General features: G+C 63.9%; 25 protein-coding genes and 1 riboswitch. Of the genes, 1 reads left to right on the top strand and 24 read right to left on the bottom strand.

The features are described 5' to 3' along the window. Window positions 1–21: 21 nt before the first annotated feature. The 21 genes from hisA to AB6804_RS24535 all read right to left on the bottom strand — a co-directional run bounded on the left by hisA (window position 22) and on the right by AB6804_RS24535 (window position 17,206). Entirely contained in the window at window positions 22–774 is a 753-nt protein-coding gene (gene hisA, locus AB6804_RS24635) for a 1-(5-phosphoribosyl)-5-[(5-phosphoribosylamino)methylideneamino]imidazole-4-carboxamide isomerase (RefSeq protein ID WP_035967687.1), read from the bottom strand. A gap of 128 nt (window positions 775–902) precedes the next feature. After that, window positions 903–1,544: an imidazole glycerol phosphate synthase subunit HisH gene (gene hisH, locus AB6804_RS24630; protein ID WP_035967686.1), complete on the bottom strand. Its 642-nt coding sequence runs from the start codon at window positions 1,542–1,544 to the stop codon at window positions 903–905. Next, window positions 1,541–2,161, bottom strand: a complete 621-nt coding sequence (locus tag AB6804_RS24625) for a YchE family NAAT transporter (protein WP_244793918.1) — start codon at window positions 2,159–2,161, stop codon at window positions 1,541–1,543. Before AB6804_RS24625 ends, hisH begins: the two co-directional genes overlap by 4 nt. A gap of 54 nt (window positions 2,162–2,215) precedes the next feature. Beyond that, window positions 2,216–2,803, bottom strand: a complete 588-nt coding sequence (gene hisB / locus AB6804_RS24620) for an imidazoleglycerol-phosphate dehydratase HisB (RefSeq protein WP_035967682.1) — start codon at window positions 2,801–2,803, stop codon at window positions 2,216–2,218. Between the two features lie 16 nt (window positions 2,804–2,819). Next, entirely contained in the window at window positions 2,820–3,896 is a 1,077-nt protein-coding gene (hisC, locus tag AB6804_RS24615; protein ID WP_370888673.1) for a histidinol-phosphate transaminase, read from the bottom strand. A 50-nt stretch (window positions 3,897–3,946) separates the two neighbouring features. Beyond that, window positions 3,947–5,269, bottom strand: coding sequence for a histidinol dehydrogenase (gene hisD, locus AB6804_RS24610; RefSeq protein WP_370888672.1), 1,323 nt, complete (start codon window positions 5,267–5,269; stop codon window positions 3,947–3,949). A gap of 43 nt (window positions 5,270–5,312) precedes the next feature. Then, entirely contained in the window at window positions 5,313–6,005 is a 693-nt protein-coding gene (hisG, locus tag AB6804_RS24605) for an ATP phosphoribosyltransferase (RefSeq protein WP_035967679.1), read from the bottom strand. After that, window positions 6,002–7,273, bottom strand: coding sequence for a UDP-N-acetylglucosamine 1-carboxyvinyltransferase (gene murA, locus AB6804_RS24600; RefSeq protein WP_370888671.1), 1,272 nt, complete (start codon window positions 7,271–7,273; stop codon window positions 6,002–6,004). The genes hisG and murA overlap by 4 nt, the downstream gene beginning before the upstream one ends. Window positions 7,274–7,422: 149 nt before the next feature. Beyond that, entirely contained in the window at window positions 7,423–7,662 is a 240-nt protein-coding gene (locus AB6804_RS24595; RefSeq protein WP_035967676.1) for a BolA family protein, read from the bottom strand. 19 nt (window positions 7,663–7,681) lie between these two features. Beyond that, complete coding sequence (locus AB6804_RS24590) at window positions 7,682–8,437, bottom strand: ABC transporter permease (protein WP_035967674.1); 756 nt, start codon at window positions 8,435–8,437, stop codon at window positions 7,682–7,684. Next, on the bottom strand, window positions 8,434–9,360 hold the full coding sequence (locus tag AB6804_RS24585; RefSeq protein WP_370888670.1) for an ABC transporter ATP-binding protein: 927 nt from the start codon (window positions 9,358–9,360) through the stop codon (window positions 8,434–8,436). Before AB6804_RS24585 ends, AB6804_RS24590 begins: the two co-directional genes overlap by 4 nt. A gap of 211 nt (window positions 9,361–9,571) precedes the next feature. Beyond that, window positions 9,572–9,859 (bottom strand): lipid asymmetry maintenance protein MlaB, encoded by a 288-nt coding sequence (locus AB6804_RS24580; protein WP_035967672.1) that lies wholly within the window; start codon window positions 9,857–9,859, stop codon window positions 9,572–9,574. After that, window positions 9,856–10,488, bottom strand: coding sequence for a phospholipid-binding protein MlaC (locus AB6804_RS24575; protein ID WP_370888669.1), 633 nt, complete (start codon window positions 10,486–10,488; stop codon window positions 9,856–9,858). Before AB6804_RS24575 ends, AB6804_RS24580 begins: the two co-directional genes overlap by 4 nt. 124 nt (window positions 10,489–10,612) lie before the next feature. After that, a complete protein-coding gene (locus AB6804_RS24570) occupies window positions 10,613–11,587 on the bottom strand; it encodes a VacJ family lipoprotein (RefSeq protein ID WP_370888668.1) in 975 nt (324 codons plus the stop codon). Between the two features lie 10 nt (window positions 11,588–11,597). Next, a complete protein-coding gene (mlaD, locus tag AB6804_RS24565; RefSeq protein ID WP_370888667.1) occupies window positions 11,598–12,161 on the bottom strand; it encodes an outer membrane lipid asymmetry maintenance protein MlaD in 564 nt (187 codons plus the stop codon). Window positions 12,162–12,254: 93 nt separating this feature from the next. After that, window positions 12,255–13,022: a lipid asymmetry maintenance ABC transporter permease subunit MlaE gene (mlaE, locus tag AB6804_RS24560; protein ID WP_370888666.1), complete on the bottom strand. Its 768-nt coding sequence runs from the start codon at window positions 13,020–13,022 to the stop codon at window positions 12,255–12,257. Continuing rightward, window positions 13,019–13,834, bottom strand: a complete 816-nt coding sequence (locus AB6804_RS24555; protein ID WP_370888665.1) for an ABC transporter ATP-binding protein — start codon at window positions 13,832–13,834, stop codon at window positions 13,019–13,021. Before AB6804_RS24555 ends, mlaE begins: the two co-directional genes overlap by 4 nt. A gap of 98 nt (window positions 13,835–13,932) precedes the next feature. Next, window positions 13,933–15,018: a thiamine phosphate synthase gene (thiE, locus tag AB6804_RS24550; RefSeq protein WP_370888664.1), complete on the bottom strand. Its 1,086-nt coding sequence runs from the start codon at window positions 15,016–15,018 to the stop codon at window positions 13,933–13,935. Further along, window positions 15,015–15,824: a thiazole synthase gene (locus tag AB6804_RS24545; protein WP_035967663.1), complete on the bottom strand. Its 810-nt coding sequence runs from the start codon at window positions 15,822–15,824 to the stop codon at window positions 15,015–15,017. The genes thiE and AB6804_RS24545 overlap by 4 nt, the downstream gene beginning before the upstream one ends. A 20-nt stretch (window positions 15,825–15,844) precedes the next feature. After that, on the bottom strand, window positions 15,845–16,042 hold the full coding sequence (gene thiS, locus AB6804_RS24540; RefSeq protein ID WP_035967662.1) for a sulfur carrier protein ThiS: 198 nt from the start codon (window positions 16,040–16,042) through the stop codon (window positions 15,845–15,847). A gap of 27 nt (window positions 16,043–16,069) precedes the next feature. Continuing rightward, window positions 16,070–17,206: an FAD-dependent oxidoreductase gene (locus AB6804_RS24535; RefSeq protein WP_370888663.1), complete on the bottom strand. Its 1,137-nt coding sequence runs from the start codon at window positions 17,204–17,206 to the stop codon at window positions 16,070–16,072. 167 nt (window positions 17,207–17,373) lie between these two features. Further along, window positions 17,374–17,496, bottom strand: a riboswitch (TPP riboswitch). Between the two features lie 262 nt (window positions 17,497–17,758). On the opposite strand from AB6804_RS24535, the gene AB6804_RS24530 reads away from it, so the two are divergent. Then, complete coding sequence (locus tag AB6804_RS24530) at window positions 17,759–19,501, top strand: ABC transporter ATP-binding protein/permease (protein ID WP_370888662.1); 1,743 nt, start codon at window positions 17,759–17,761, stop codon at window positions 19,499–19,501. An 82-nt stretch (window positions 19,502–19,583) separates the two neighbouring features. On the opposite strand, the gene AB6804_RS24525 is transcribed toward AB6804_RS24530, so the two are convergent. The 3 genes from AB6804_RS24525 to AB6804_RS24515 all read right to left on the bottom strand — a co-directional run bounded on the left by AB6804_RS24525 (window position 19,584) and on the right by AB6804_RS24515 (window position 26,855). After that, window positions 19,584–21,050, bottom strand: coding sequence for a glutamate synthase subunit beta (locus AB6804_RS24525; RefSeq protein ID WP_370888661.1), 1,467 nt, complete (start codon window positions 21,048–21,050; stop codon window positions 19,584–19,586). A gap of 79 nt (window positions 21,051–21,129) precedes the next feature. Next, window positions 21,130–25,833, bottom strand: a complete 4,704-nt coding sequence (locus AB6804_RS24520) for a glutamate synthase-related protein (protein ID WP_370888660.1) — start codon at window positions 25,831–25,833, stop codon at window positions 21,130–21,132. A 314-nt stretch (window positions 25,834–26,147) separates the two neighbouring features. Further along, a complete protein-coding gene (locus tag AB6804_RS24515) occupies window positions 26,148–26,855 on the bottom strand; it encodes a transposase (protein WP_035967658.1) in 708 nt (235 codons plus the stop codon). Window positions 26,856–26,984 lie beyond the last annotated feature (129 nt).

Below are 26,984 nucleotides of genomic sequence, written 5' to 3'. Positions count from 1 at the left end.
CGAGAGGCGAAGCAGCGGAATTCAAGCGTCGTCCGCTTCGCGCAGCGCGTCGGCGCGCGTCTGGGCGGCGTTGAAATCGAGATCGCCGGAGTAGATCGCGCGGCCGCAGATCACGCCTTCGATGCCTTCGCTCTCGACTTCGCACAGCGACTCGATGTCCGCGATGCTCGACAGACCGCCGCTCGCGATCACTGGAATCTTGACCGCTTGCGCAAGCCGCACGGTGGCGTCGATGTTGATGCCCTGAAGCATGCCGTCGCGGCCGATATCGGTATAGATGATCGACTCGCAGCCGTAGTCCTCGAACTTGCGGCCGAGGTCCACGACTTCGTGGCCGGTCAGCTTGCTCCAGCCGTCGGTGGCGACTTTGCCGTCCTTCGCGTCCAGCCCGACGATGATGTGCCCGGCGAACGCGGTGCACGCGTCCTGCAGAAAGCCCGGATTCTTCACCGCCGCCGTGCCGATGATCACGTATGAGAGACCATCGTCCAGATAGCGTTCGATCGTGTTCAGATCGCGAATGCCGCCGCCCAGTTGCACCGGGATCTCGCTGCCCACTTCTTCGATGATCGCGCGGATCGCGTCGCCGTTTCGCGGCTTGCCCGCGAATGCCCCGTTCAGGTCGACGAGGTGCAGCCTGCGCGCCCCTTTGTCGACCCAATGCCGGGCCATCGCCGCCGGATCCTCCGAGAAAATGGTCGCCTGGTCCATATCGCCCTGCTTGAGGCGCACGCACTGACCGTCTTTAAGATCGATGGCCGGAATGAGCAGCATAGGTATCGCGTAGTGTCTGGGTGAAATTGATGAGAACGGCCGCCCGGGCCGTCTCGCTAGTGTAGTACAAGTCTTGCAGCATTCTGCCGGCGGCCGGCATACGTCGAACGGCTAACGTGCGGTGCGTCTCACGGATTCCAGTGCACGAAGTTCCGATACAGGCGCAGGCCCGCGTCCGCGCTTTTTTCAGGGTGAAACTGCGTCGCGAAGATGTTGTCCCGAGCGACCGCGGAGGTGAATGCGTCGCCATAGACGGTTTCGCCGGACGTATGCGCGGGATTGTCGGGCACCACGTGATAGCTGTGCACGAAGTAGAAGAACGCGCCATCCGCAATGCCGTCCCATACCGGATGCGCCTGCGTCTGACGCACGCGGTTCCAGCCCATCTGCGGCACCTTGAAGCGCGAGCCGTCGTCCTGCACGCGGCCTTCCAGATGGAAGCGCAGCACCTTGCCGGGAAAGAGCCCGAGGCCCTTGGTGTCGCCCTCCTCGCTCCAGTCGAAGAGCATTTGCTCGCCGACGCACACGCCGAGCATCGGCTTTTCGCGCGACGCCTGCATCACCGCTTCCTGCAGCCCCGATTCGCCGAGATGCGCCATGCAGTCGCGCATCGCACCCTGCCCCGGCAGCACGATGCGATCGGCCGCATGGATGGCTTGCGGCTGATCGACGATCGCCACGTCGGCGTCCGGCGCGGCTTTCTTCAGCGCCTGATACACCGAGCGCAGGTTGCCCATTCCGTAATCAACAATCGCAATCGAAGTTTTCATTTCAAAGTAGGCAACAGGGCCTTCAATCCGTCGACGATGAATTCCACCGCCAGCGCCGACAACATCAATCCCATGAGACGCGTGCCGATGTTGATGCCGGTGCGCCCGACCCAGCGCGCGATCGGCTCGGCGAGGTTCAGCGCGCCGAAGCACAGCGCCGCGATGATCGCGCCCAGCACGACCAGCCCGAAGCGGTCGTACCAGTGCTGCGCGTTCGCGGCGTAGACGATCACCGTGCTGATCGATCCCGGCCCGGTGAGCAGCGGAATCGCGAGCGGCACGACGGCGACGCTGTTGCGCTCCTCGGCTTCCATGCGCTCTTCCGGCGTCGAGCGCGCGTTGCCGATTTGCGCGTTCAACATGCTGATCGCCATCAGCAACATGATGATGCCGCCGCCGACTTCGAACGATCCCACCGAGATGCCGAAGAACGCGATGATCTGCTGTCCGAGCAGCGCGGTCACAGCGATCACGCAAAACACCGAAATACACGCGACGCGGATGGTGTTGCGCTTCTCCACATCGGACTGCTGCGCGGTGAGACTGAGAAAAAACGGTATCGCGCCGATCGGGTTGATCAGCGCGAGCAAGGATATAAACGACTTGAAGAGATCCATCGCGGATGGCCAGCCGGGTTGTGCGCAGGATCGCGCCGAATCGGCATGCAGCTTTTAGAGACTGCCCTTGGTCGATGGAATCTGCCCCGCCGCGCGTTCGTCCAGTTCGACGGCCATGCGCAGCGCGCGGCCGAATGCCTTGAACACGGTCTCGACCTGATGATGCGCGTTGATGCCACGCAGGTTGTCGATATGCAGCGTCACGCCGGCGTGGTTCACGAAGCCGCGAAAGAATTCGATCGTGAGATCGACATCGAAATTGCCGATGCGAGCCCGCGTGAACGGCACGTTGAATTCGAGCCCCGGCCGCCCCGAAAAATCGATGACCACGCGCGAAAGCGCTTCGTCCAGCGGCACATACGAGTGTCCGTAGCGGCGGATGCCCTTGCGGTCGCCGATGGCCTTCGCCACCGCTTGCCCCAGCGTGATGCCCGTGTCCTCGACGGTATGGTGATCGTCGATATGGAGGTCGCCATGCGCTTCGATTTCGAGGTCGAACAGCCCGTGACGGGCGATCTGATCGAGCATGTGATCGAGGAACGGCACGCCGGTAGCAAGCTTCTGCTTGCCGGCGCCGTCCAGATCGAGCTTCACACGGATCTGCGTTTCGCTGGTGTTGCGAACGACTTCCGCAATGCGCATGGTGTTTCCTTGAGGCTTAATCAAAAGTAGAGAGTTTCTTGAGCGCGGCGATCATCTGCGCGTTCTCGTCGGCGGTTCCGACCGTCAACCGCACGCAGTTTGAAAGCAACGGGTGCATTTTACCCACGTTTTTGATCAGAACCCGCGACGTAAGCAGCGTTTCGAACGCCAGCGCGGCGTCCGGCACGCGCACGAGCAGAAAGTTGCCCGCGCTCGGATAGACCGTCATGCCCGGCAGCGCGGCCACTTCGCGGGCCAGTTGCGTGCGCTCTTCGCGCAGCGCGGCAGCCTGAGCGTCGAGCACGTCGAGATGATCGAGCAGAAAATCGGCGGTGGCTTGCGTCAGCACGTTGATGTTGTACGGCGGGCGCACCTTGTCGAACTGGTTGATCCACGCGGGACGCCCTGCCATGTAACCGAGGCGGATACCCGCCAGTCCAAGCTTGGACACCGTCCGCATCACGACGACGTTGTCGAACTCCGCCGCACGCGGCATCCACGTTTTCCCCGCGAACGGCTGGTACGCCTCATCGATTACGACGAGACTCCTGCCCGCCGCCGCGATCACGCGTTCGATGTCGGCGTCGTCGTAAAGCGTGCCGGTCGGGTTGTTCGGATACGCCAGATAAATGAGCGCCGGCGCGTGCTCTTCGATGGCCGCGACGAGCGCGTTGGCATCGAGCGTGAAGTCGGCGTTGAGCGGCACGCCGACGAACTCCAGCCCCGCGAACGCCGCCGACATCTGATACATCACGAAGCCCGGCACCGGTGCGACGACCTTCGCGCCCGGCTTCGCACATGCGATCGACATCAGGCTGATCAATTCGTCCGAGCCGTTGCCGAGCAGCACGTCGCAGGCGTCGGGCACGTGCATCGTGCGCTTGAGTTTCGCGATGAGGTCCGCCGGACGCGGCGCCGGATAGCGATTCAGCGCGACGCCCGCGAGATGCGCGCCGAGGCGCCCGGCGAGATCGGCCGGAAGCGTGTACGGATTTTCCATCGCGTCGAGCTTGATGAGACCCGTGGAATCGGGCACGGGATAGCTCGTCATCGCGAGGATGTCGGGACGAATGATGTCTTGTGGTGTCGTCATGGAGCCGCCGGCGGCTCTCAGTCCGCCTTGGTCAATGGGATCGGCCCGCTTCAGCCGAGGTTTTTCATCCGGTATTCGGCGCTCTTCGCATGCGCCTGCAAGCCTTCGCCATAGGCGAGTTCTGCCGCGATTTCGCCGAGCGTCTGCGCACCGTCGGCGCTCACTTCAATCACGCTCGAACGCTTCATGAAGTCGTACACGCCGAGCGGCGACGAGAAACGCGCGGTCCGCGAAGTCGGCAGCACGTGATTCGGCCCGGCGCAGTAATCGCCAAGGCTTTCGCTGGTGTACCGGCCGAGGAACATCGCGCCTGCGTTGTGAATCTGCGCGGCCCACTGATGCGGATCGAGCGCGGAGATTTCCAGATGCTCCGGCGCGATGTCGTTGGCGATCGTGCAGGCTTCGGCCATGTCCTTCACCTTGATCAGCGCGCCGCGATCCTCGAGCGAACGTTGAATGACGTCGCGGCGCGGCATGGCGGGCAGCAGTTCGACGATCGCATCTTCCACGCGCTGAATGAACGCCGCATCGGGGCACAGCAGAATGGATTGCGCGAGTTCGTCGTGCTCGGCTTGCGAGAAGAGGTCCATCGCGACCCAGCGCGGATCGGTGGTGGCGTCGCAGATGACGAGAATTTCCGACGGCCCCGCGATCATGTCGATGCCGACGGTGCCGAACACGCGCCGCTTCGCGGATGCGACGTAGGCGTTGCCCGGCCCGCAAATCTTGTCGACCGCCGGCACCGATTCCGTGCCGTAGGCCAGCGCGCCGACCGCCTGCGCTCCGCCGATGGTGAACACGCGGTCCACGCCGCCAAGCAGCGCCGCGGCAAGCACGAGCGGATTCTTCACGCCGTCGGGCGTCGGCACGACCATCACGATTTCCTTGACGCCCGCGACGCGCGCCGGAATCGCATTCATCAGCACCGACGACGGATACGCCGCCTTGCCGCCCGGCACGTAGATACCGGCGCGATCGAGCGGCGTGACTTTCTGGCCGAGTACGGTGCCGTCGGCTTCGGTGTATTGCCAGCTATGGCTTCCGCATTCGATGCGCTGCTTCTCGTGGTAGCCGCGCACACGCGCCGCCGCTGCTTCGAGCGCCGCGCGGCGCTTCGGCTCGAGCCCTTCGAGCGCGGCTTCCATCTCCGAGACGGGCAGTTCGAGCGCCGCGACGCTTTCGGCCTTCAGGCGATCGAACTTGTTCGTGTATTCGAGCACGGCGGCATCGCCGCGCGATTTCACGTCCGTGAGAATCTGCGCGACGGCGCGCTCGATGGCGTCATCCTCGCTCGCTTCGAACGCGAGAACCGCGCGCAGCGCCTTCTGAAAACCGACGGTGCTGGAATCGAGCTTACGAATCTTGATAGACATGCTGGTTTCCGTGTGCTGTGGCGCACCGCGCGATGCGGCCGCCCTAGTTGTTCGTGCCGGCCGAGGCGCGCTCGAACGCGTCGAGATAAGGCTTGAGCGCCGCGCGTTTCAGCTTCAGCGCCGCCTGATTCACGACGAGACGCGACGAAATCTGCATGATTTCTTCGACCTCGACCAGATTATTGGCGCGCAGCGTGCCGCCCGAACTGACCAGATCGACGATCGCATCCGCCAGACCGACGAGCGGCGCGAGTTCCATCGAGCCGTACAGCTTGATCAAGTCGACGTGCACGCCCTTCGCCGCGAAGTGCTCGCGCGCCGTCTGCGTGTACTTCGTCGCGACGCGCAGGCGCGCGCCCTGACGCACCGCGTTTGCATAGTCGAAGCCGGCCTTGACCGCGACCGACATCCGGCAGCGCGCAATGTCGAGATCGATCGGCTGATACAAACCGCTGCCGCCGTGTTCGATCAGCACGTCCTTGCCGGCAACGCCGAAGTCCGCTGCGCCGTATTCGACGTACGTTGGCACATCGGTCGCACGCACGATGATCACGCGCAGGTTCGGATTGGTCGTCGGCAGAATCAGCTTGCGCGAGCTTTCCGGATCTTCGGCCACCTGCACGCCAGCTGCCGCGAGCAGCGGCACCGTCTCTTCGAAGATACGCCCTTTCGACAACGCGAGTGTGAGCGGGGCGCTCGCGCCGACCGACGACGAGGTCTGCGGCAACGAGCTCATTGCTCGCTCCCCGTGCCCTTGATGCGGCGAACGTTCGCGCCCACGGCCGTCAGTTTCGACTCCATGCGGTCGTAGCCGCGATCCAGATGGTAGATGCGGTCGATCAGCGTTTCGCCGTCGGCGCACATCGCCGCGATCACGAGGCTCGCCGACGCGCGCAGGTCGGTGGCCATCACCTTTGCGCCCGACAGTTGCTCGACGCCGGCGACGAGCGCCGTCTTCCCGTCGATCGTGATGCTCGCGCCGAGACGATTCAGCTCCTGCACGTGCATGAAGCGATTCTCGAAGATGGTCTCGACGACTTGCGACGTGCCGTTCGCAATCGCGTTGAGCGCCATGAACTGCGCCTGCATGTCGGTCGGAAACGCCGGATATTCGGACGTGCGAATGTTGACGGCCTCGGGACGCTTGCTCATGCGCACGCGCATCCAGTCCTCGCCTTCCTCGATGGACACGCCCGCTTCGCGCAGCTTCGCCGTGACCGCGTCGAGCAGCGACGGGGTGACATGACGCAGCGTGACATCGCCGCCGGCGGCCGCCACCGCGCACAGGAACGTGCCCGCTTCGATACGGTCCGGCACCACGGCGTGCTTCGCGCCGTGCAGCTTCTCGACGCCCTGAATCACCAGCCGGTCAGTGCCGATGCCGTCGATCTTCGCGCCCATCGCGACGAGCAGATTCGCCAGGTCGCTGACTTCGGGCTCGCGCGCCGCGTTCTCGATGGTCGTCTCGCCATCGGCCAGAACCGCCGCCATCAGCAGGTTCTCGGTGCCCGTAACGGTGATCATGTCGGTGACAATGCGCGCGCCCTTCAACCGCTTCGCCCGCGCTTCGATGAAGCCGTGCTCGATGTTGATCTCCGCGCCCATCGCCTGCAGACCCTTGATGTGCTGATCGACCGGACGCGCGCCGATCGCGCAGCCGCCCGGCAGCGACACCTTCGCCTCGCCGAAGCGCGCGACGAGCGGCCCGAGCACGAGGATCGACGCGCGCATGGTCTTGACCATCTCGTAAGGGGCGACGAGCTTGTCGACCTTCGATGCGTTCAGCGTCACGCAGCCGTCCTGCAGCGCCTGCGACTGGACGCCCATCTGGCGCAGCAGTTCGAGCGTCGTGCGCACGTCCTTGAGGTTCGGAACGTTCGACAGCTGGACGTCCTCGGCGGTGAGAAGGCTCGCGCACAGAATCGGCAGAGCCGCGTTCTTCGCGCCCGAAACGGTGATTTCGCCGGAGAGCTTCGCGCCCCCTGTGATGACCAGTTTGTCCATGGTTGCTTGTCCTTCGACCGAGCGTCCTGCTGCGGAGCCAGATTCGGCGCCGCGGTTATCTTGAATGATTCGCACTGTTTCCTGCCGGTGATGCCGGGTGTTGCGGTGTTGCTGAGAGTGACTTTGACCTGTTGGCTTCGCCGGATGGATCAGGCCGATTTCCATTCGTCGGGGGTGAGGGTCTTCATGCTGAGCGCATGAATCTCCTCGCGCATGCGCTCGCCGAGCGCCGCGTACACCAGTTGATGACGCGCGATCAGCCGCTTGCCGACGAACGCATCGCTCACGATGGTCGCGAAGAAGTGCTGACCGTCGCCTTCCACTTCGAGATGCTGGCACTGCAAGCCGCCAGCGATGTAATCCTTCACTTGCTCCGGAGTCGGCAACATGACGTGTCCTTGAGATGAGTTAGTGACGCAGCTTGTAGCCGCTCGCGAGCAGACGCACGGCGATCAGCGCCAGCACGGCCAGAAAGCCGCCGACGATGCCGAGACTCACCAGCGGGTTGACATCGGAAAGGCCGAAGAAGCCGTAGCGGAAACCGTCGATCATGTAGAAGAACGGGTTCAGATGCGACACCGCGCGCCACAGCGGCGGCAGCGTGTGCGTCGAATAGAACACGCCCGAAAGAAACGTCAGCGGCATGATCAGGAAGTTCTGAAACGCGGCCAGTTGATCGAACTTGTCGGCCCAGATGCCGGCGATCAGGCCGAGCGTGCCGAGGATCGCCGAACCGAGCATCGCGAACGCAATGATGTAGAACGGCGAAGAAAAAGACATCGGGATGAACCATATCGTCACGATGAACACGCCCAGCCCCACGCACAATCCGCGCACGACCGACGCCAGCACGTAGGCGAAGAACATCTCCCAGTGCGCGATGGGCGGAAGCAGCACGAACACGAGATTGCCGGTGATCTTGGACTGAATCAGCGACGACGAGCTATTCGCGAACGCGTTTTGCAGGACGCTCATCATCACGAGACCGGGCACGAGAAAGCTCGTATAGCCGACGCCAGGATAGACCTGAACATGGCCCGACAGCGCGTGGCCGAAGATGGTCAGGTAAAGCAGCGCGGTCACGATGGGCGCGAGCACCGTCTGGAACGACACCTTCCAGAAGCGCAGCAGTTCCTTGTAGAACAATGTGCGAAAGCCGCTCATGACAGGCCCTCGACGACTTCAGGCTCGTTCATCACCTGCACGAACACATCTTCGAGATCGGCTTTGCGCACTTCGATTTCATCGAAACTGCAGCCGGCTGCGCGGCACTTCGCGAGGATCGGCTCGACTTCGTCGTAGTTCGACAAGCGCAACAGATGCTGTGCGCCCGACACCGCGTGAGGATCGACTTCGAGCTGACGCAGTTCGGCGGGCAGCACGCCGCTCGAAAACCGCAAGTAAAGCTGCATGCCGGAGAAACGCTGCAGCAACGTGCTCGTGCGTTCGAGCGCGACGACTTCGCCACGGCGAAGCATCGCGAGCCGGTCGCACAGCGACTCGGCTTCTTCGAGGTAATGCGTGGTCAGCACGATGGTGTGGCCTTCGCGATTCAAGCGCGAGATGAATTTCCACAGCGTTTGCCGCAGTTCGACATCGACGCCGGCGGTCGGCTCGTCCAGCACGATCACGGGCGGCCGATGCACCAGCGCCTGCGCGACCAGCACGCGTCGCTTCATGCCGCCGGACAGCGCGCGCGTGTTGACGTCGGCTTTCTCGGTGAGATCGAGGTTCGCCATGACTTCGTCGATCCAGTCGTCGTTGTTGCGCAAGCCGAAATAGCCCGACTGGATGCGCAGCGACTCGCGGACGGTGAAGAACGGATCGAACACGAGTTCTTGCGGAACGACGCCGAGCGCGCGCCGCGCCGCCCGGAAATCGCTGACGACATCGTGGCCGCGCACGCTGATGCTGCCGCTGTCGGCTCGCGCGAGCCCGGCGAGGATGCTGATCAACGTGGTTTTGCCCGCGCCGTTCGGCCCGAGCAGACCGAAGAACTCGCCGTCTTCCACCGTGAGGCTCACGCCTTTAAGCGCCTGAAGGTCCTTGTAGCGCTTCCTGACGTTTCGGATTTCTATGGCTGACATTGACAGTGCGCGCGCCTCGTGCGGCCGCGCCTCGATTGGCGGATTGTCGCTTGACGGGACCGGGGCTCGCTCGAAAGGAGCCGGGGATGGGCCCGAAAAAACGTTTGATTATAGGGCAAAGCCGATTGACCCGACGTCGGAACGATCCTGTTTGCGGCGGCAGTCACGCTCGAAGCGCGCGCCGCCACGCCTGAAAGAAGTCAGGACAGGATCAATGTCGGAAGGTGAGGAGCGTGTCGACGCCATAGGCTTGCGCGAGACTGGCAAGCCCGGAGGGAAGGTTGACGATGCCGAGCGCAGCGCCGCGCGAGGTGGCCGCGCGCTGCCATGCGAGCAGCACGGCGAGCGCGGACGAATCGAACTGCCGGAGCGGCGCGCAATCGACTTCCGTCGCGCCGGCGGCGATGCGCGAAAGACCCGCCTCGAGCGCGGACTTCGCGCTTTCGTGGGTCAGCGTCGCGGCCGTCTGAAAACGGCCGCCGGTGCCAGCTGAACTCACGACGAGGCCTTGCCGTTCGCGAGTTGCTGGTTACGCTGCGTCAGGAACTGCAGCAGACCGTCGACACCGTGTTGCGAAATCTGCTCGCTGAACTGCTGCTGGTATGCCTGAATCAGCCATGCGCCGAGCACGTTGATGTCATACACGCGCCAGCCTTGCGGCGTCTTGTACAGGCGATAGTCCAGTTCGACCGGCGAGCCGTTGTTCATCACGACCGAGCGGACCACGACATCCGTATCTTCCGGCGATGCGCGGAACGGCTTGTACTGAATGGTCTGGTTGCGAACCTGGCCGAGCGCGCCCGAGTACGTGCGGATCAGCAGCATCTTGAACTGCTCGACGATCTGCTTCTGCTGTTCCGGCGTGGCCGTGTTCCAGTTGCGGCCCATCACGAGACGCGTCGTGCGCGTGAAGTCCGTGTACGGGAGGATCTTCTGGTTGACGAGTTCGGTGATGCGCTGAATGTTGCCCGACTGAAGTTGCGGGTCCGACTTGATCTGATCGAGAACCTGCTGCGTCACGGTCTTGATCATGCCGTCGGGCGAGTTCGAGTCGACGGTCTGCGCCGAGGCCGCGCCGCACAGCGCCATGAACAGGGCGAACAAGGGAAGCAAAAAGAATTTTTTCATCGCAGTTCCTGCAAAAAGGTGGCTTGGGTTTGAGCGCGCTCACTCGACCGTAGTTCAGTGAACGCACCGCTCAAGCTGTAAAAAATGCTGTCAGTTGTGTTACCGCGCGTTAGCGTCGATCAGCCTAGCGCAAGCGGAACGAAGGAAAACCTGGCGGGGCACGCGGCGGGACATACTGATTGCCCGGCACCGTGGTGCTGCCCGTCGAACTGGCCGCGCCCGGCGCCGCAGCGGTGTCCGAAGCAGGAGCCGCGCCCGACGCCGCCTCCGCCGCCGATGCCGCAGGCGGAACCGCAGTCGCGGAAGCGCCAACCGCACCGACAGGACCGGCAGCACCAGCCGCGCCTTCCGGCTCCGCGTAGCTTGGCAGCGGCGCTTCGTCGTAGTCCGGCGGTGCGGTGTCGTTGTCCGCGCCCCTGCTCTCGCCGATCAGATACTGACGTCGTTGCAGATACGCATTACGCACGAACGAGTATTTGTCGAGCGCAGCGTCCGCGAGAACGTCGGTCGCGCCGAGCAGGTTCGCACGCACATTGACGAGATTCACGCCGTACAGCGCCCAGCTCACCGAATCGGGACTGACGTAGCTCAGCGGATTGCCGAAATAGTCGACGACGAGCCCGCTCGTATCGCGCACGGTGCTCGGCCCGAGCAGCGGCAGCACGACGTACGGTCCGGGCGCCACGCCGTAATGGCCGAGCGTGAGGCCGAAGTCGCCCGCATGCTTAGGCAGTTTCGCGACGGTGGCGACGTCGAACAGGCCGCCGACACCGAACACCGTGTTGATTGCGACGCGCATGATGTCCGACACGCCGTCCGCGATCTTCAGTTGCAGCAGGTTGTTCGCCGCGATGTAGACGTCGCCGATATTCGAGAAGAAATTCGTGACACTGTTGCGCACCGGCTCCGGAACGGCCCACACGTATGCCTTCGCAACCGGTTTCAACGCGACCTGATCGACCTTGTCGTTGATCGTGAACATCGTGCGGTTGTAGCTTTCGAACGGATCGCCCTTGGTCGGCGTCGTCACCGTTGCGCAGCCGGCAAGCGTCACCACCGCCGCCGAGACAAGCACGCGCCGCAGCCCCATCGCGTACATACGATTCTCCTTATTGGGCGGCGTCCGACGCCGCCGGTGCGGGCGCTGCGCCCATCGCGCTTGCGGCTCCGGGGAACGCGGGCGCAGGGACAGCAGGTGCCGCCGCTTTAGAGGCGCCAGAATCCGCAGCCTTGTTGTAGAGGAATTGTCCGATCAGGTTTTCGAGCACGACTGCCGATTGAGTCATCGTGAGCGTGTCGCCATTCTTGAGCATCTGGTCGTCGCCGCCAGGCTCCAGGCCGATGTACTGCTCGCCGAGCAGGCCGGAGGTCAGGATCTTCGCGGACGAGTCCTTCGGAAACTGATACTGCTTGTCGATATCGATGGTCACGACCGCCTGGTACGTATTCCCGTCGAAGCCGATCGAGCCGACGCGCCCGACCGTCACGCCCGCGCTCTTCACGGGCGCGCGCGGCTTGAGTCCGCCGATGTTGTCGAACTTGAGCCGCACCGCATAGGTTTGCTGGAACGACAGGGAACTCATGTTGCCCGCCTTCAGCGCGAGGAACAGCAGCGCCACGAAACCGAGCACCACGAAGAGGCCGACCCAAAAGTCGAGAGCAGTCTTTTTCATCGTCTTTCCAAAGAGAATCTTGTCGCGGAACGCGCGTGACGGTCTGTGCCCCTCACAACGCCCACGCCCTGCCGGACGTCCGCGCCGGGTCCATCAGCTGAACATCAACGCGGTCAGCAGGAAATCGAGGCCGAGCACCGCGAGCGACGCATACACGACCGTCTTGGTCGTCGCGCGGGAGACGCCTTCGGGCGTCGGCCGGGCTTCGTAGCCCTGGAACAACGCGATGAACGTCACCGCGAAACCGAACACGACGCTTTTCACGACGCCGTTGCCTACGTCGCGCCAGACGTCCACGCCGCCTTGCATCTGCGACCAGAACGCGCCCGCATCCACGCCGATCAGCAACACGCCGACCACGTAACCGCCGATCACGCCGACCGCGCTGAAAATGGCCGCAAGCACCGGCATAGCGATGATGCCCGCCCACATGCGCGGCGCGACCACCACTTTCATGGGATCGACGGCCATCATTTCCATCGCCGTGAGTTGCTCGCCTGCTTTCATCAAGCCGATTTCGGCCGTCAGCGACGTGCCCGCGCGCCCCGCGAACAGCAGCGCGGTGACGACCGGCCCGAGCTCGCGCACGAGCGACAGCGCGACGAGCAGCCCGAGCGCCTGCTCCGAGCCATAGCGATTGAGCGTGTAATAGCCCTGCAGCCCGAGCACGAAGCCGACGAACAAGCCCGACACCGCGATAATCACAAGCGAATAATTGCCGACGAAGTGGATCTGCTTCGTGACAAGGCGCGGACGGCGCAGCAGCGGGAAGAATTCGAGCACGAGGCGCACGAGCATCCGCGTCGCGTAACCGGCGGTGCCGAAGCCGTCGAGCACCCAGCGTCCGAGTGCGCTGATCATGCCTTGCCTCCGATGCCGAAATCCGCGGCGAGCGGCTGGCTCGCGTAGTGGAACTTGAAAGGACCGTCCGGCGTGCCGTCGATGAACTGACGCACCGTCGGGTCTTGCGACGCGCGCAACTGGGCCGGCGTGCCTTCCGCGTGAATCCCGCCATTGGCGATGAAGTACACGTAGTCCGCGATGGCGAACGATTCGGGCACGTCGTGCGTAACGAGGATGGAGGTCGCGCCGAGCGCGTCGTTGATCGTGCGGATCAGCTTCGCGGTGATGCCGAGCGAGATGGGATCGAGACCGGCGAACGGCTCGTCGTACATCATCAGTTCGGGGTCGAGCGCGATGGCGCGGGCAAGCGCCACGCGACGTGCCATGCCGCCCGAGATTTCCGACGGCGCGAGCGTACGCGCGCCGCGCAAGCCAACCGCGTTCAGCTTCATCAGCACGAGATCGCGGATGAGTTCTTCCGGCAGATCGGTATGCTCACGCAGCGGGAACGCGACGTTCTCGAACACGGTCTGGTCCGTGAAGAGCGCGCCGAACTGGAACAGCATGCCCATCTTGCGGCGCAGCGCGTACAGGCCGTCACGCGTCTGTGCGCCGACGTCCTGGCCGCCGTACAGCACCTGGCCGCGGCTCGCCTTGACGAGACCGCCGACCAGCCGCAGCGTCGTGGTCTTTCCGCAGCCCGAGCCGCCCATGACCGCGACCACCTGACCACGCGTGAATCGCATGTTCAGGTTGGACAGGACGAGCCGGTCGCCGTAACCGAAGTCGACGTCGCGAAGCTCTAGCAGAGTCTCTGAAGAGGCTGGCACTGGGTAAGAAGTTCCGTTGACGCAAAACGCCGCATTATAGGGCCTGCGTGCAATCGGTGCTTCGCCCTAGGCTGCCAGACCTTGCTTTTTCAGAACTGTCAGCACTGACCTGCAAACTTCTGTTGCAGCGACGAGACCGCCGCAGCCGTGTCCGGTGCTTCCGTGACCGCGCGCACGACCGCCGCGCTGCCGACGCCCGTCGCGAGCACGTCGGCAATCACGTTGCCGTCGATACCGCCGATCGCGACCAGCGGCACGCGGCCACCGAGCAACTGCACGTAGCGGCGAAGACGCGCGAGGCCCTGGGGTTTCGTCGGCATGACTTTGGTCGTCGTCGGGAAGACTGCCCCCATCGCGAGATAACTCGGCCGGAAATGCAGCGCGCGCAGCATCTCGTAATAGCCGTGCGTCGACAGCCCGAGCCGCAATCCTGCCCGCGCGATTGCGTGCAGATCGGCGGTCTGCACGTCTTCCTGGCCGAGGTGGACCCCGTACGCGCCCGCCGCGATCGCCGCGCGCCAGTGATCGTTGATGAAAAGCCGCGCCTGATGCCGCCGCCCCGCCGCCACCGACCGAGAGATCTCACGCTCGAGATCGTCAGCGTCGTTGCTCTTGCGGCGCAACTGCGCGGTGACGACGCCGAGGTCGAGCACGCGCTCCGTCCATTCGGCGCTCGGCAGCACCGGATACAGACCCAGTTTGTCCGGGCACGGCGGAAAACCCGGTTCCGGCGCGGGCGGCAGATCGCCGACGCGCGGAAACGTCGCGAAATCGACGGGCCATGCGTCTTCCTTCGCCTCGTCGCCGCTGCGCCAGGCGAGTGCGAGCACGAGCGCGTCGTGCGGCTCGAAGTTGCAGTCCAGAAACGCAGCAAGCGCCGCGAGCCAGTCGTCGGACCGCGAGCCTTCCAGCACGAAGCGGTCGCCGGCGCGCGTGAGCGTCACGCGTTCGCCCTGCGCTTCCACGACTGCCGCGCCGCCTGCCTCGATCGATTCGACGTCGATGTCGTGCGCTTCCGTGAACACGACCAGATCCTGCGCGCCCGGCGATTCGGGCGGCGTCAGGCAGATGCGCCAGCGCGTCGAGGCGGCGGGCCAGTCGCCCAGTCGCGCACGGATGCGCTCCGTCACTTCGATGAGTTCGTCCGCCGGCGGCCAGAACACTTCGCGTTCGAGCAGGGTCATGCCGCGCCTCCGTCCTGATGCCAGAACGGCATGCCGACGACCGGCGTGCTCGCCTGCGCGCTGTCGCGCTCGGCCATCGGACCGGCGAGGAACGCCGTGCGTCCTGCCTCGACGCCCAGCGCGAATGCGCGCGCCATCTGCGGCGGAAAAGTCGCTTGCGAAACCGCCGTGTTCAGCAGCACGCCGTCGAAGCCCCATTCCATCACCTGACACGCATGCGACGGCACGCCAAGACCGGCATCGACGATCAGCGGCACGTCCGGCAAGCGCTCGCGCAACGTGCGCAAGCCATACGGATTCGTCACGCCCTTGCCCGTGCCGATGGGCGCGCCCCACGGCATCAACGCTTCGCAGCCGGCATCGAGCAGACGGCGGCCGATCACGAGGTCTTCGGTGCAGTAAGGCAGCACCTTGAAGCCGTCGCGCACGAGCTTCGCCGCGGCTTCGACGAGGCCGATGGGATCGGGCTGGAGCGTGTAGTCGTCGCCGATCAGTTCGAGCTTGATCCACGGCGTATCGAACACTTCGCGCGCCATGTAAGCGGTGGTCAGCACTTCGTCCACGCTCTGACAGCCAGCGGTGTTCGGCAGGAGCGCGACGCCGTGGCGCTTGAGCACGTCGAAAAAGCCGGCCTCCCCGGTTTCGGATTGCCGGCGCAGCGCGACGGTCACCATGCCGGGACGCGCGGCGTCGATGGAATCCGATAGCGACTGCAGCGACGGATAGCGCGACGTCCCGAGCAGCACGCGGCTCGGAAACGACTGGCCGTAGAGCGTCAGGGCATCGGCGGCGGGATGTGTGGTCATGATCGTCCTCGGTAGTGGACTCAGCCGCCCGCGACGGGCGAAACGATGTCGAGCTTGTCGCCCGTGTTGAGCGTCTTCGTGCCGTGTTCGCCGCGCGCGACGAACTGGCCGTTCAGCGCGACCGCGAACGGCGGCTTCGCGCCGAAGGCGGCGAGCGCGTCGGTAACGGTCGCCGTGTCGGGCAACGTGAACTCGCGCTGATTGATGTGGATGTTCATGCTTTGTCTCTGATGTCGGTCACGCGGTCATGCGGTCGTCGTTTCGAACGCGCCGTGCAGCAGTTCGGACCATCGTGCGTGGCGGCGGAAGTCGTCGAAGGAAGCGGCGTCACGCACCGTTCCGCCGGCGAGCGCATCCGCGAGCGCGCACGCGGAATCCGCGACTTCGGGCGCGATCATGAAGCCATGCCGGTACAGCCCGTTCACGCGCATGATCCGCGCCCCATCCCATACGATGGCCGGACGATGATCCGGCAACGTCGGCCGGCATTGCGAGTTGAGTTCGAGGATGCGCGCCTCGCCGAATCCGGGATGGACCGCGAAGGCCGCGCTCAGCAGTTCCAGCGCCGATCGCACGCTGACGGGCGACATGTCCTCGCCTTCGACTTCAGTCGCGCCGATCACATAGAGGTCGTCCTGTTTCGGCGCGATATAGAGCGGATAGCGCGGATGCAGCAGCCGCACCGGCCGCGTAAGACCGATGCCCGGCGCATGAACACGCGCCACTTCGCCGCGAATGCCGCGCAGCGCGGGCCACGCGGGCTTGCCGCCGAGTCCACGGCAATCGATGATCCATCGCGCATCGGGCAGTGCATCGACAGGCGTGTTCCAGTGCGTCTGCACGCCGCGCGCCGCCAGCCCCGCCGCGAGCGCCTTGAGCGCCTGACGGTTGTCGAGCTGGCCTTCGTGCGGCAGCAGCCAGCCTTGCGCGAAACGCGAGCCGAGCGCGGGTTCCGCCTGCGTGAGCTGCGCGCCGGCGAGCTTCAGGAAACCGCCATCGAGCAAGGCGGCAGGCGCATTCGCGCGCAACCGGCGCTCGAAAAGCGGCGCTTCCGCGCGATCCGCGCCATGCCAGACGACGAGCGTGCCGTTGCGCTGGAAGAAGACCGGCTCGGGCAGCGCGGCGAGCAGATCCGGCCACCGCGCGAGCGACGCCGCGCCGAGTTCGACGACCAGCGGCTCGGCGCTCGTCGCTTCGGCGAGCGGCGCGAGCATCGCGGCGGCGACCCACGCCGCCGACTGCGCGCCCGATTCGTCGCCGCGCTCGTACAGCGCGACGCCGTGACCCGCGCCCGCGAGTTGCCACGCGACGAGCCGCCCGACGAGCCCGCCGCCGATCACGGCGAAGTCGGGCTTTGCGGCGGTCTGATCGATGCTAATCACTATCCGATGTCTCCTTTGGCGACGGGCGCGTCTTTGCACCGCAACAAGCGGCCATTGGCGAACCCACGCGAACAAGGACGAAACAGCGGAGAGACCGGCCCGGCGCGAGAAGGACGCACCGGACGGAAAGGAAGACTGGAAGAACCTGGAGGAAAGGCGCAGGTGTCGCGCGTTCTCCGGAAACTTCCCTCGCCGGTATTACCCGGATCGGGTGCAAAGGGTCTCTCTCAGCCTCGCCGCGCTCGATTCATTCGATACCGATCGCGCGCAAAGCACCCCTGTTTCGCCAAAAGTCATTAGAGCATAAAAGCCGAAGCCGCTGCAAACCGGGATTGCCCGCGCGCGCTTGCCGCGTTGATCGTCCGCTGCCTCACTCTGGCACAATGCCCCGAACGCGGTTCATCGAACGATCGCACCGTATTAAGCGGCAGTTAAGGGAACGTCCCAACAATCTGCGAGGCTGGAAGCGGCTGCGCGCGACATCGCCGCATGCCCGATCCCGCAGCGACACGTGTCAACCCGCCGGCAAGCCGGCGCACAAGCAGAAAGGTCATGGCCAACTCAAATCCCGAAAACACGCAGCAGAAGGCGGACGAAGTCTCGGCGTGGAGCCTCATCAAACCGTACTGGATATCCGAGGAACGAGGCTTCGCGTGGGGGCTGCTCGTCGCGATTATCGCGATCAACATGACCGTCGTGTGGATCAACGTGCGGCTCAACAGCTGGAACGCGGACTTCTACAACGCGCTGCAGAACAAGAACGTCCGCGACTTCCCGCATTTGTTGCTGATCTTCACCGGTCTCGCGTTCGCCTACATTTTGCTCGCGGTCTACGGGCGATATCTGCGTCAGATGCTCGCTTTCCGCTGGCGGCAATGGCTCACGAACCGGTTTCTCGAGCAATGGCTCGGCGACCGCGCGTTCTATCGAATCGAGCGCGACCGCCTCGCCGACAACCCCGACCAGCGTATCAGCGACGACCTGCAGTCCTTCGCGACGACCACGCTCACGCTGTCGCTCGATCTGCTTTCGACGCTCGTCACCCTCGTCACCTTCATCACGATTCTGTGGACCATCGCCGGCGCGCTGACACTCACGCTCGGCGGCACGCCGATCGTCATTCCGGGCTATATGGTCTGGGCCGCCGCGCTCTACGCGATTCTCGGCTCGCTGATCATTCAGAAGGTCGGGCATCCGCTGGTGTCGATCAACTATCAGCAGCAGAAGGTGGAAGCGGACTTCCGTTTCGGGCTGATTCGCGTGCGTGAGAACGCCGAGCAAATTGCGTTCTATGACGGCATCGCCACCGAAACCGCGAACGCGAAGAGCATCTTCCAGCGCATCCGCGACAACTGGTGGCTCATCATGAAGTACACGAAGCGCATGACCTTCGTGCTGAGCTTCTACGGTCAGATCGCGATCATTTTCCCGATCATGGTGGCCGCGCCGCGCTACTTCGCGGGCGCTTTTTCTTTCGGCGTGCTGATGCAGATCTCGTCGGCGTTCGGCACGGTCAGCGATTCGTTTTCGTGGTTCATCAACAGTTACTCGACGCTGGTTGAATGGCGCGCGACTGTCAACCGTCTGCGCGAATTCAAGCGGGTGATGCGCTCGACGCATATCCGGGAAGAGACGTCGCCCGCGACGGAGCACGGCGGCATCAACCTGCATTACACGAGCACGGACTCACTGACGACGACCGGCTTGCTGCTCGCGTTGCCCAACGGCACGCCGCTGTCGCGTGTGGCGGATGTATCGGTCGAGCCGGGATCGCGATGGCTCGTCGTGGGGCCGTCGGGATCGGGCAAGAGCACGTTGATGCGCGCGCTCGCGGGCTTGTGGCCGTTCGGCGACGGCACGATCGACGCACCGGTCGACGCGAAGATGATGTTCATCCCGCAGCAAAGTTATCTGCCGATCGGCACGTTGCGCGCGGCGCTGTCGTATCCGTCGCCGGGCGGCACGTTCACCGACGAGGAATCGCGCGAAGTGCTGCGCGCGTGCAATCTGGAGGCGTATGGGGATCGGCTGGAGGAGAGCGGACACTGGGCGCGAAGTTTGTCGCCGGGGGAACAGCAACGGCTCGCCGCGGCGCGCGTGCTGCTGCACAAGCCGGACTTCGTGTTTCTCGACGAAGCCACGAGCGCGCTCGATGCGGACAACGAACTCCATATCTACAACACGCTCGTCGATCGGCTGCCGAAGGCGGCTATTCTGAGCGTCGCGCACCGGGAATCGGTCGCGCTGTTTCATGATTACCGGATCGAAATCGAGCGGGCGATGGTGGAGGCTTGAGCCTCAAAGACCGGTGACGCAACGCAAAAAGGCCACGCAATCGCGTGGCCTTTTTGCTCCCATCGGAGGATGCCGCTAACCCTTACCGCGGCAACTCACTGCTCCCCATCAAATAAGCATCGACCGACCGCGCGCACTGGCGTCCTTCCCGGATCGCCCACACGACGAGCGACTGACCGCGACGCATATCGCCCGCCGTGAACACCTTGTCCGCCGACGTGTAATACGCCTTGTCGCCTTCCGTCGATGCCCGCACGTTGCCGCGCGCATCCTTGTCGACACCGAACGCTTCCAGCACCGGCGACAGCGGCTGCGTGAACCCCATCGCGAGCAGTACCAGATCGGCCTTCATTTCGAACTCGGAGCCGGGCACTTCCTGCATCTTCCCGTTCTTCCACTCGACGCGCGCCGCGATCAGCTTCTCGACCTTGCCGTTCTTGCCTTCGAAGCGCTTGGTCGCCACCGACCAGTCGCGCTCGCAACCCTCTTCATGCGACGACGAAGTGCGCAGCTTGATCGGCCAGTACGGCCACACGAGCGGCTTGTTCTCTTCTTCGGGCGGTTGCGCGAGCAATTCGAACTGCGTCACGCCCTTCGCGCCATGACGATTCGACGTGCCAACACAGTCCGAACCCGTATCGCCGCCGCCGATCACGACGACGTGCTTGCCCTTCGCGACCAGTTGATCGACGACCTTGTCGCCCGCATTGACCTTGTTCTGCTGCGGCAGAAATTCCATCGCGAAGTGGATGCCTTCGAGCTCGCGCCCCGGCACCGGCAAATCGCGCGGCGTTTCGGAGCCGCCCGCGATCACCACGGCATCGAACTGTTCCTTCAGTTCGTCCGGCGTGATGCTTTCCTTCGCCGTATTGCCGATGTGCGCCGGCAGCGGATCCTTGCCGACGAACACGTTCGTGCGGAACGACACGCCTTCCGCTTCCATCTGGCGCATGCGACGGTCGATCAGCCACTTCTCCAGCTTGAAATCGGGAATGCCATAGCGCAGCAATCCGCCGATGCGGTCGTTCTTCTCGAACACGACGACGTCATGTCCGGCGCGCGCCAGTTGTTGCGCGACCGCCAGGCCCGCAGGACCAGAACCCACGACCGCCACTTTCTTGCCCGTCTTGTGCTTCGGCGGCTGCGGCGCGACCCAGCCTTCTTCCCACGCCTTGTCGATGATCTTCCGTTCGATCGACTTGATGCCGACCGGATCTTCGTTGATGCCGAGCGTGCACGCCGCCTCGCACGGCGCCGGGCAAATGCGGCCCGTGAACTCGGGGAAATTGTTGGTCGAATGCAGCACTTCGATCGCGGTCTTCCAGTCTTGCCGGAAAACGAGATCGTTGAAGTCGGGAATGATGTTGTTGACCGGACAGCCGTTGTTGCAGAACGGAATGCCACAGTCCATGCAGCGCGCGCCCTGCACCTTCGCGTCGTCATCGGTCAGTGCGGCGACGAATTCCTTGTAATGCTTGACGCGGGTCAGCGGTGCTTCGTATGCCTCATGGCGGCGTTCGAACTCGAGAAAACCGGTTGCCTTGCCCATTTCTTTCTCTGTATTTGGTGAGGATCGCGCTCTCCGATGCCGCGCATCGGAGAGCCATGCTTTTTATTTGTTTCGGGCTTCAGGCCGCCATAGCTTCCTTCGCCTTCTTCGCGCCGAGTTCACCGAGCGCGCGCTTGTATTCGGTCGGGAAGACCTTCACGAACTGACGGCGCGATGCATCCCAGTTCTCGAGCAGCGCCTTGGCGCGCGGCGATCCGGTGAACTGGAAGTGACGCTCGACGAGACCCTTGAGCAGCGCTTCGTCGGTCTGGCCGCTGTGCCACAGCGCGCGATCCACCGTGCGTTCCTGTTCGGCCTGCTGCAGGACCGGATCGAGCGCGACCATCGACTTGTTGCACTTGGCGGCGAACGTGCCGTCCGGGTCGTACACGAATGCGATGCCGCCCGACATCCCCGCCGCGAAGTTGCGGCCCGTCTCGCCGAGCACCACGACCGTGCCGCCCGTCATGTATTCGCAGCCGTGATCGCCGGTTCCTTCGACGACCGCCGTCGCGCCCGAGTTGCGCACGCAGAAGCGCTCCCCCGCGACGCCGCGGAAGTACGATTCGCCTTCGATCGCGCCGTACATCACCGTATTGCCGCAGATGATGTTTTCCTCGGACTTGCCGCGGAAGTCGTTGGTCGGGCGAATGATGATGCGCCCGCCCGACAGACCCTTGCCGACGTAGTCGTTGCCGTCGCCGACGAGATCGAGCGTCACGCCCTTCGCCAGGAACGCGCCGAAGCTCTGGCCCGCCGTACCCTTCAACTGAATGTGGATGGTGTCGTCGGGCAGGCCGTCGTGGCCGTACTTCTTCGCGATCAGGCCGGACAGCATCGCGCCGACCGTGCGGTTCACGTTGCGCACCGGCTGGATGAACGAGACATGCTCGCCCTTCTCGATCGCCGCCTTCGACTTCTCGATCAGCACGTGATCGAGCGCCTTGTCGAGACCGTGGTCCTGCACGTCCTCATGCTTGCGCGCGACTTCGCTCGCCACCGGCACCTGATAGAAGATGCGCGAGAAGTCGAGACCCTTCGCCTTCCAGTGCTCGACGCCCTTCTTCGTGTCAAGCAGATCGACGCGGCCAATCAGGTCGTCGAACTTGCGCAGGCCCAGTTGCGCCATGATTTCGCGCACTTCTTCGGCAACGAAGAAGAAGTAGTTGACGACATGCTCCGGCTGGCCGGTGAACTTCGCGCGCAGCACCGGGTCTTGCGTCGCGACGCCGACCGGGCAGGTGTTCAGATGGCACTTGCGCATCATGATGCAGCCTTCGACGACGAGCGGCGCCGTCGCGAAGCCGAATTCGTCCGCGCCGAGCAGCGCGCCGATCACGACGTCGCGGCCGGTCTTCATCTGGCCGTCGGCCTGCACGCGGATGCGGCCGCGCAGGCGGTTGAGCACCAGCGTCTGCTGCGTTTCGGCAAGACCGAGTTCCCACGGCGTGCCCGCGTGCTTGAGCGACGACAGTGGCGACGCGCCCGTGCCGCCGTCATGGCCCGCGATCACGACGTGGTCCGCCTTCGCCTTCGCGACGCCCGCCGCGACCGTGCCGACGCCCACTTCCGACACCAGCTTCACCGAAATGCTCGATGACGCGTTCACGTTTTTGAGATCGTGAATGAGTTGCGCGAGGTCTTCGATCGAATAGATGTCGTGGTGCGGCGGCGGCGAGATGAGGCCCACGCCCGGCACCGAATAACGCAGCTTGCCGATGTAATCCGACACCTTGTGGCCCGGCAACTGGCCGCCCTCGCCGGGCTTCGCGCCCTGCGCCATCTTGATCTGGATCTGGTCCGCCGACGACAGATACTCCGCCGTCACGCCGAAGCGTCCCGATGCGACCTGCTTGATCTTCGAGCGCAGCGAATCGCCGTCCTTCAACGGAATGTCGGCGATGACTTCCTTGCCGATGATCGATTGCAGCGTGTCGCCGTTCTTGATCGGAATGCCGCGCAGTTCGTTGCGATAACGCGTTTCGTCCTCGCCGCCTTCGCCTGTGTTCGACTTGCCGCCGATACGGTTCATCGCGACAGCCAGCGTGGCGTGCGCTTCGGTGCTGATCGAGCCGAGCGACATTGCGCCCGTCGCGAAGCGCTTGACGATGTCCTTCGCCGATTCCACTTCATCGAGCGGAATGGCTTTCTGCGGATCGAGCTTGAATTCGAACAGGCCGCGGAACGTCATGTGACGCTTCGTCTGGTCGTTAATCAGATGCGCATATTCCTTGTACGTCTGATACGAGTTGCTGCGCGCCGAGTGCTGCAGCTTGGCGATCGCATCCGGCGTCCACATATGCTCTTCGCCGCGCACGCGGTACGCATACTCGCCGCCCGCGTCGAGCATGGTCGAGAGAACCGGGTTGTCGCCGAATGCATCGCGATGAAGACGAATGGCTTCTTCCGCCACTTCGAAGATGCCGATGCCGCCGACCTTCGATGCCGTGCCCTTGAAGTACTTCTCCACGAGGTCCGACGACAGCCCGACCGCCTCGAAAATCTGCGCGCCGGTGTAGGACATGTACGTCGAAATGCCCATCTTCGACATGACCTTGTGCAGGCCCTTGCCGACCGCCCTCGTGAAGTTGTAGATCGCCTTGTCGGCCGACAGGTCGCCCTTCAGCCCTTCGGCCATGTTGGCGAGCGTTTCCAGCGCGAGATACGGATGAACGGCTTCCGCGCCATAGCCCGCGAGCAGCGCGAAGTGATGCGTCTCACGCGCGGAGCCCGTTTCGACGACGAGACCCGTGCTCGTGCGCAGGCCGTGCTGCACGAGATGCGTGTGAATCGCGGACGTGGCGAGCAGCGCCGGAATCGCGACGTTGTCGCGGTCCATCTTGCGGTCCGACACGATCAGGATGTTGTAGCCGGACTTCACGGCGTCGACGGCCTCGGCGCACAGCGACGCGATGCGCGCTTCCACGCCTTCCTTGCCCCACGCGGCCGGATAGCAGATGCTCAGCTCGTACGAGCGGAACTTGCCACCGGTGTATGTATCGATCGCGCGGATCTTCGCGATGTCCTTGAAGTCGAGCACCGGCTGCGACACTTCGAGGCGCATCGTCGGGTTGATGTTGATGGTGTCGAGCAGGTTCGGCTTCGGCCCGATGAACGAGACGAGCGACATCACCATGTTTTCGCGGATCGGGTCGATCGGCGGGTTCGTCACTTGCGCGAACAACTGCTTGAAGTAGTGATACAGCGTCTTGTTCTTGCTGGACATCACGGCGAGCGGCGAGTCGTTGCCCATCGAACCGATCGCTTCCTCGCCCGCTTGCGCCATCGGCGCCATCAGGAACTTCACGTCTTCCTGCGTATAGCCGAACGCCTGCTGGCGGTCGAGCAGCGCGGCGGCTTCGCGGCGCTGCGTCTCGACGTCCTCGGCCTTCGGCTCGATTTCATCGAGCTTGATGCGCACAGCGTCGATCCAGCTCTTGTACGGCTTCGCGTTTGCGAGGTTGTCCTTGAGCTCCTTGTCCTCGATGATGCGGCCCTGCTCCATGTCGATCAGGAACATCTTGCCCGGCTGCAGACGCCACTTCTTGACGATCTTCGATTCGGGGATCGGCAGCACGCCGGATTCCGACGCGAGGATCACGAGGTCGTCGTCGGTCACGATGTAACGCGCCGGGCGCAGGCCGTTGCGGTCGAGCGTCGCGCCGATCTGGCGGCCGTCCGTGAACGCGATGGCGGCGGGGCCGTCCCACGGCTCCATCATCGCGGCGTGATATTCGTAGAAGGCGCGGCGGTTCTCGTCCATCAGCGTGTGCTGTTCCCATGCCTCGGGAATCATCATCATCATCGCGTGGACAAGCGGGTAGCCGGCCATCACCAGCAGTTCGAGACAGTTGTCGAACGATGCCGTGTCCGACTGGCCCGGATAGATCAGCGGCCAGAGCTTCGGCAAATCGTCGCCGAGCACGTAGGACGCGATCGCGCCGGTGCGGGCGTTAAGCCAGTTGACGTTGCCCTTCACGGTGTTGATTTCACCGTTGTGGGCGATCATGCGATACGGGTGCGCGAGTTCCCACGCCGGGAACGTGTTGGTCGAAAAGCGCTGATGCACGAGCGCCAGCGCCGACACGACGCGCTCGTCCTGCAGGTCGCGGTAATACACGCCGACCTGGCCGGCCAGCAGCAGGCCCTTGTAGACGACCGTGCGCGACGACATCGACGGCACGAAATATTCCTTGCCGTGCTTGAGCTTGAGCGCCTGGATGCGATGGCTCGCCGTCTTGCGGATGATGTACAGCTTGCGCTCGAGCGCATCCGTCACGACGATGTCCTTGCCGCGGCCGATGAAAATCATGCGGATCAGCGGCTCGCTCGCCTTCACGGCGGGGGAAATCGGCATGTTGCCGTCGACGGGCACGTCGCGCCAGCCGAGCACGACCTGGCCTTCGGCCTTTACCGTGCGTTCCAGTTCCTGCTCGCACGCGAGACGCGAAGCGTGTTCCTTCGGCAGGAAGATCATGCCGACGCCGTATTCGCCAGCCGGCGGCAGCGTCACGCCCTGCTTGGCCATCTCCTCGCGATAGAAGCCGTCCGGCACCTGGATCAGGATGCCGGCGCCGTCGCCCATCAGCGGGTCCGCGCCCACTGCGCCACGGTGATCGAGATTCTCCAGAATCTTGAGACCCTGCTGAATGATCTCGTGGCTTTTCTTGCCCTTGATATGGGCGACAAAGCCGACGCCGCAAGCGTCATGTTCGTTCGCAGGGTCGTACATGCCCTGCGCGGCGGGAAGCGAACCGGCTGCCGGCTGCTGATGATCGTTCATGGGGACACCGTCTCTACTGTGAGGGCCGACTCGGCCGTTGAATCGTTTTCTTGTTGCCCGCGGCCGATTCTCTGATCGTGTACCGCGAGGCGGGTTGCTTTGACGCACTGCACCGCAAAACCGCCGGAAATCGAAATATACGCGACGAATCAAAGCGCTGGCAAATAAAACGTGATGTTCTGGCACCTATTATCGTTATGGTGCATATACGCCCCACAAAATAAGTTCCACATCATTTGAAGGTCAAAATAAAACGGCGCTCGCACGACACGAGACGCCGTTTTCCGATGCCCTTACCGCTGACTGCCCCGCCGTTACTGGGCTTGAGGCGTTTCGCGCACTTTGCGCGGACGCCCGCGCGGCAACGGCGATACCCGCCGGTTCGCCGCCCGCGAGGCCCATTCGCGATAGGCATCGCTGCCGAGCACCCAGCCTTTGAGCGTCGCTTGCAGGAGACGGTTGGTCTCGCGCTCGTCGAGCGGCTGCTCCGAAAGCTCCTTGTACGCATGCTGGCGCTCAAACGGCGTGTTGCCGAGCGACCAGAAGAGCGGATGGTCCGTGATGAGCGCATCGAGCGTCACGCCGATGTGATGCCGGTAGCTCGACCACTTGTAGTCATGCGGCGACGCAGCGAGTTGCGCGCGAACCGGCGCTGTTTCGACGACGCGCGTCGCGAGCAGGAAATAACGCTCGCCTTCGATGACCGTCGCGCGATAGCGCCCCTCCCACAGCGTGCCGCGCCGCACGTAACGCCGATTGAAGTGCGCGACGTAACGACGCCCGACCGCCTGCATCGCCTTGGGCAGACTCGCCTCGTCGCGAGGCGTCACGAGCAGATGCACGGCCTGCGGCATCAACGCATAGGCATGGATGGAAAGATGATGATCGCGTGAAGCCGTCCTCAAGCAGTCGATGAAAAGCTCGTAGTCCTGGTCGTCGACGAAGGCAGGTTGCTGGTCGAGACCACGCAGGATGACATGCTGCGGCTGATCGGGAACGTAGAGTCGTGCAAGCCGTGCCATTCTGGATATTCCGTTGGTCGCGTTTGTGTTACCCCGATCGGGGGCTGACGGGAGACGCCTGTGCCACGGGGCTTTCAGGCACATGCAAGCGCCGTGCAACAGGACTCCAAAGCCGCTGCCATCCTAGGG

It is taken from the genome of Caballeronia sp. RCC_10, from assembly GCF_041360715.1.
In the GTDB taxonomy this organism is placed as follows: domain Bacteria; phylum Pseudomonadota; class Gammaproteobacteria; order Burkholderiales; family Burkholderiaceae; genus Caballeronia; species Caballeronia grimmiae.
The sequence above is the reverse complement of the archived record's forward strand: the minus strand, read 5'-3'. Positions and strand labels throughout refer to the sequence as shown.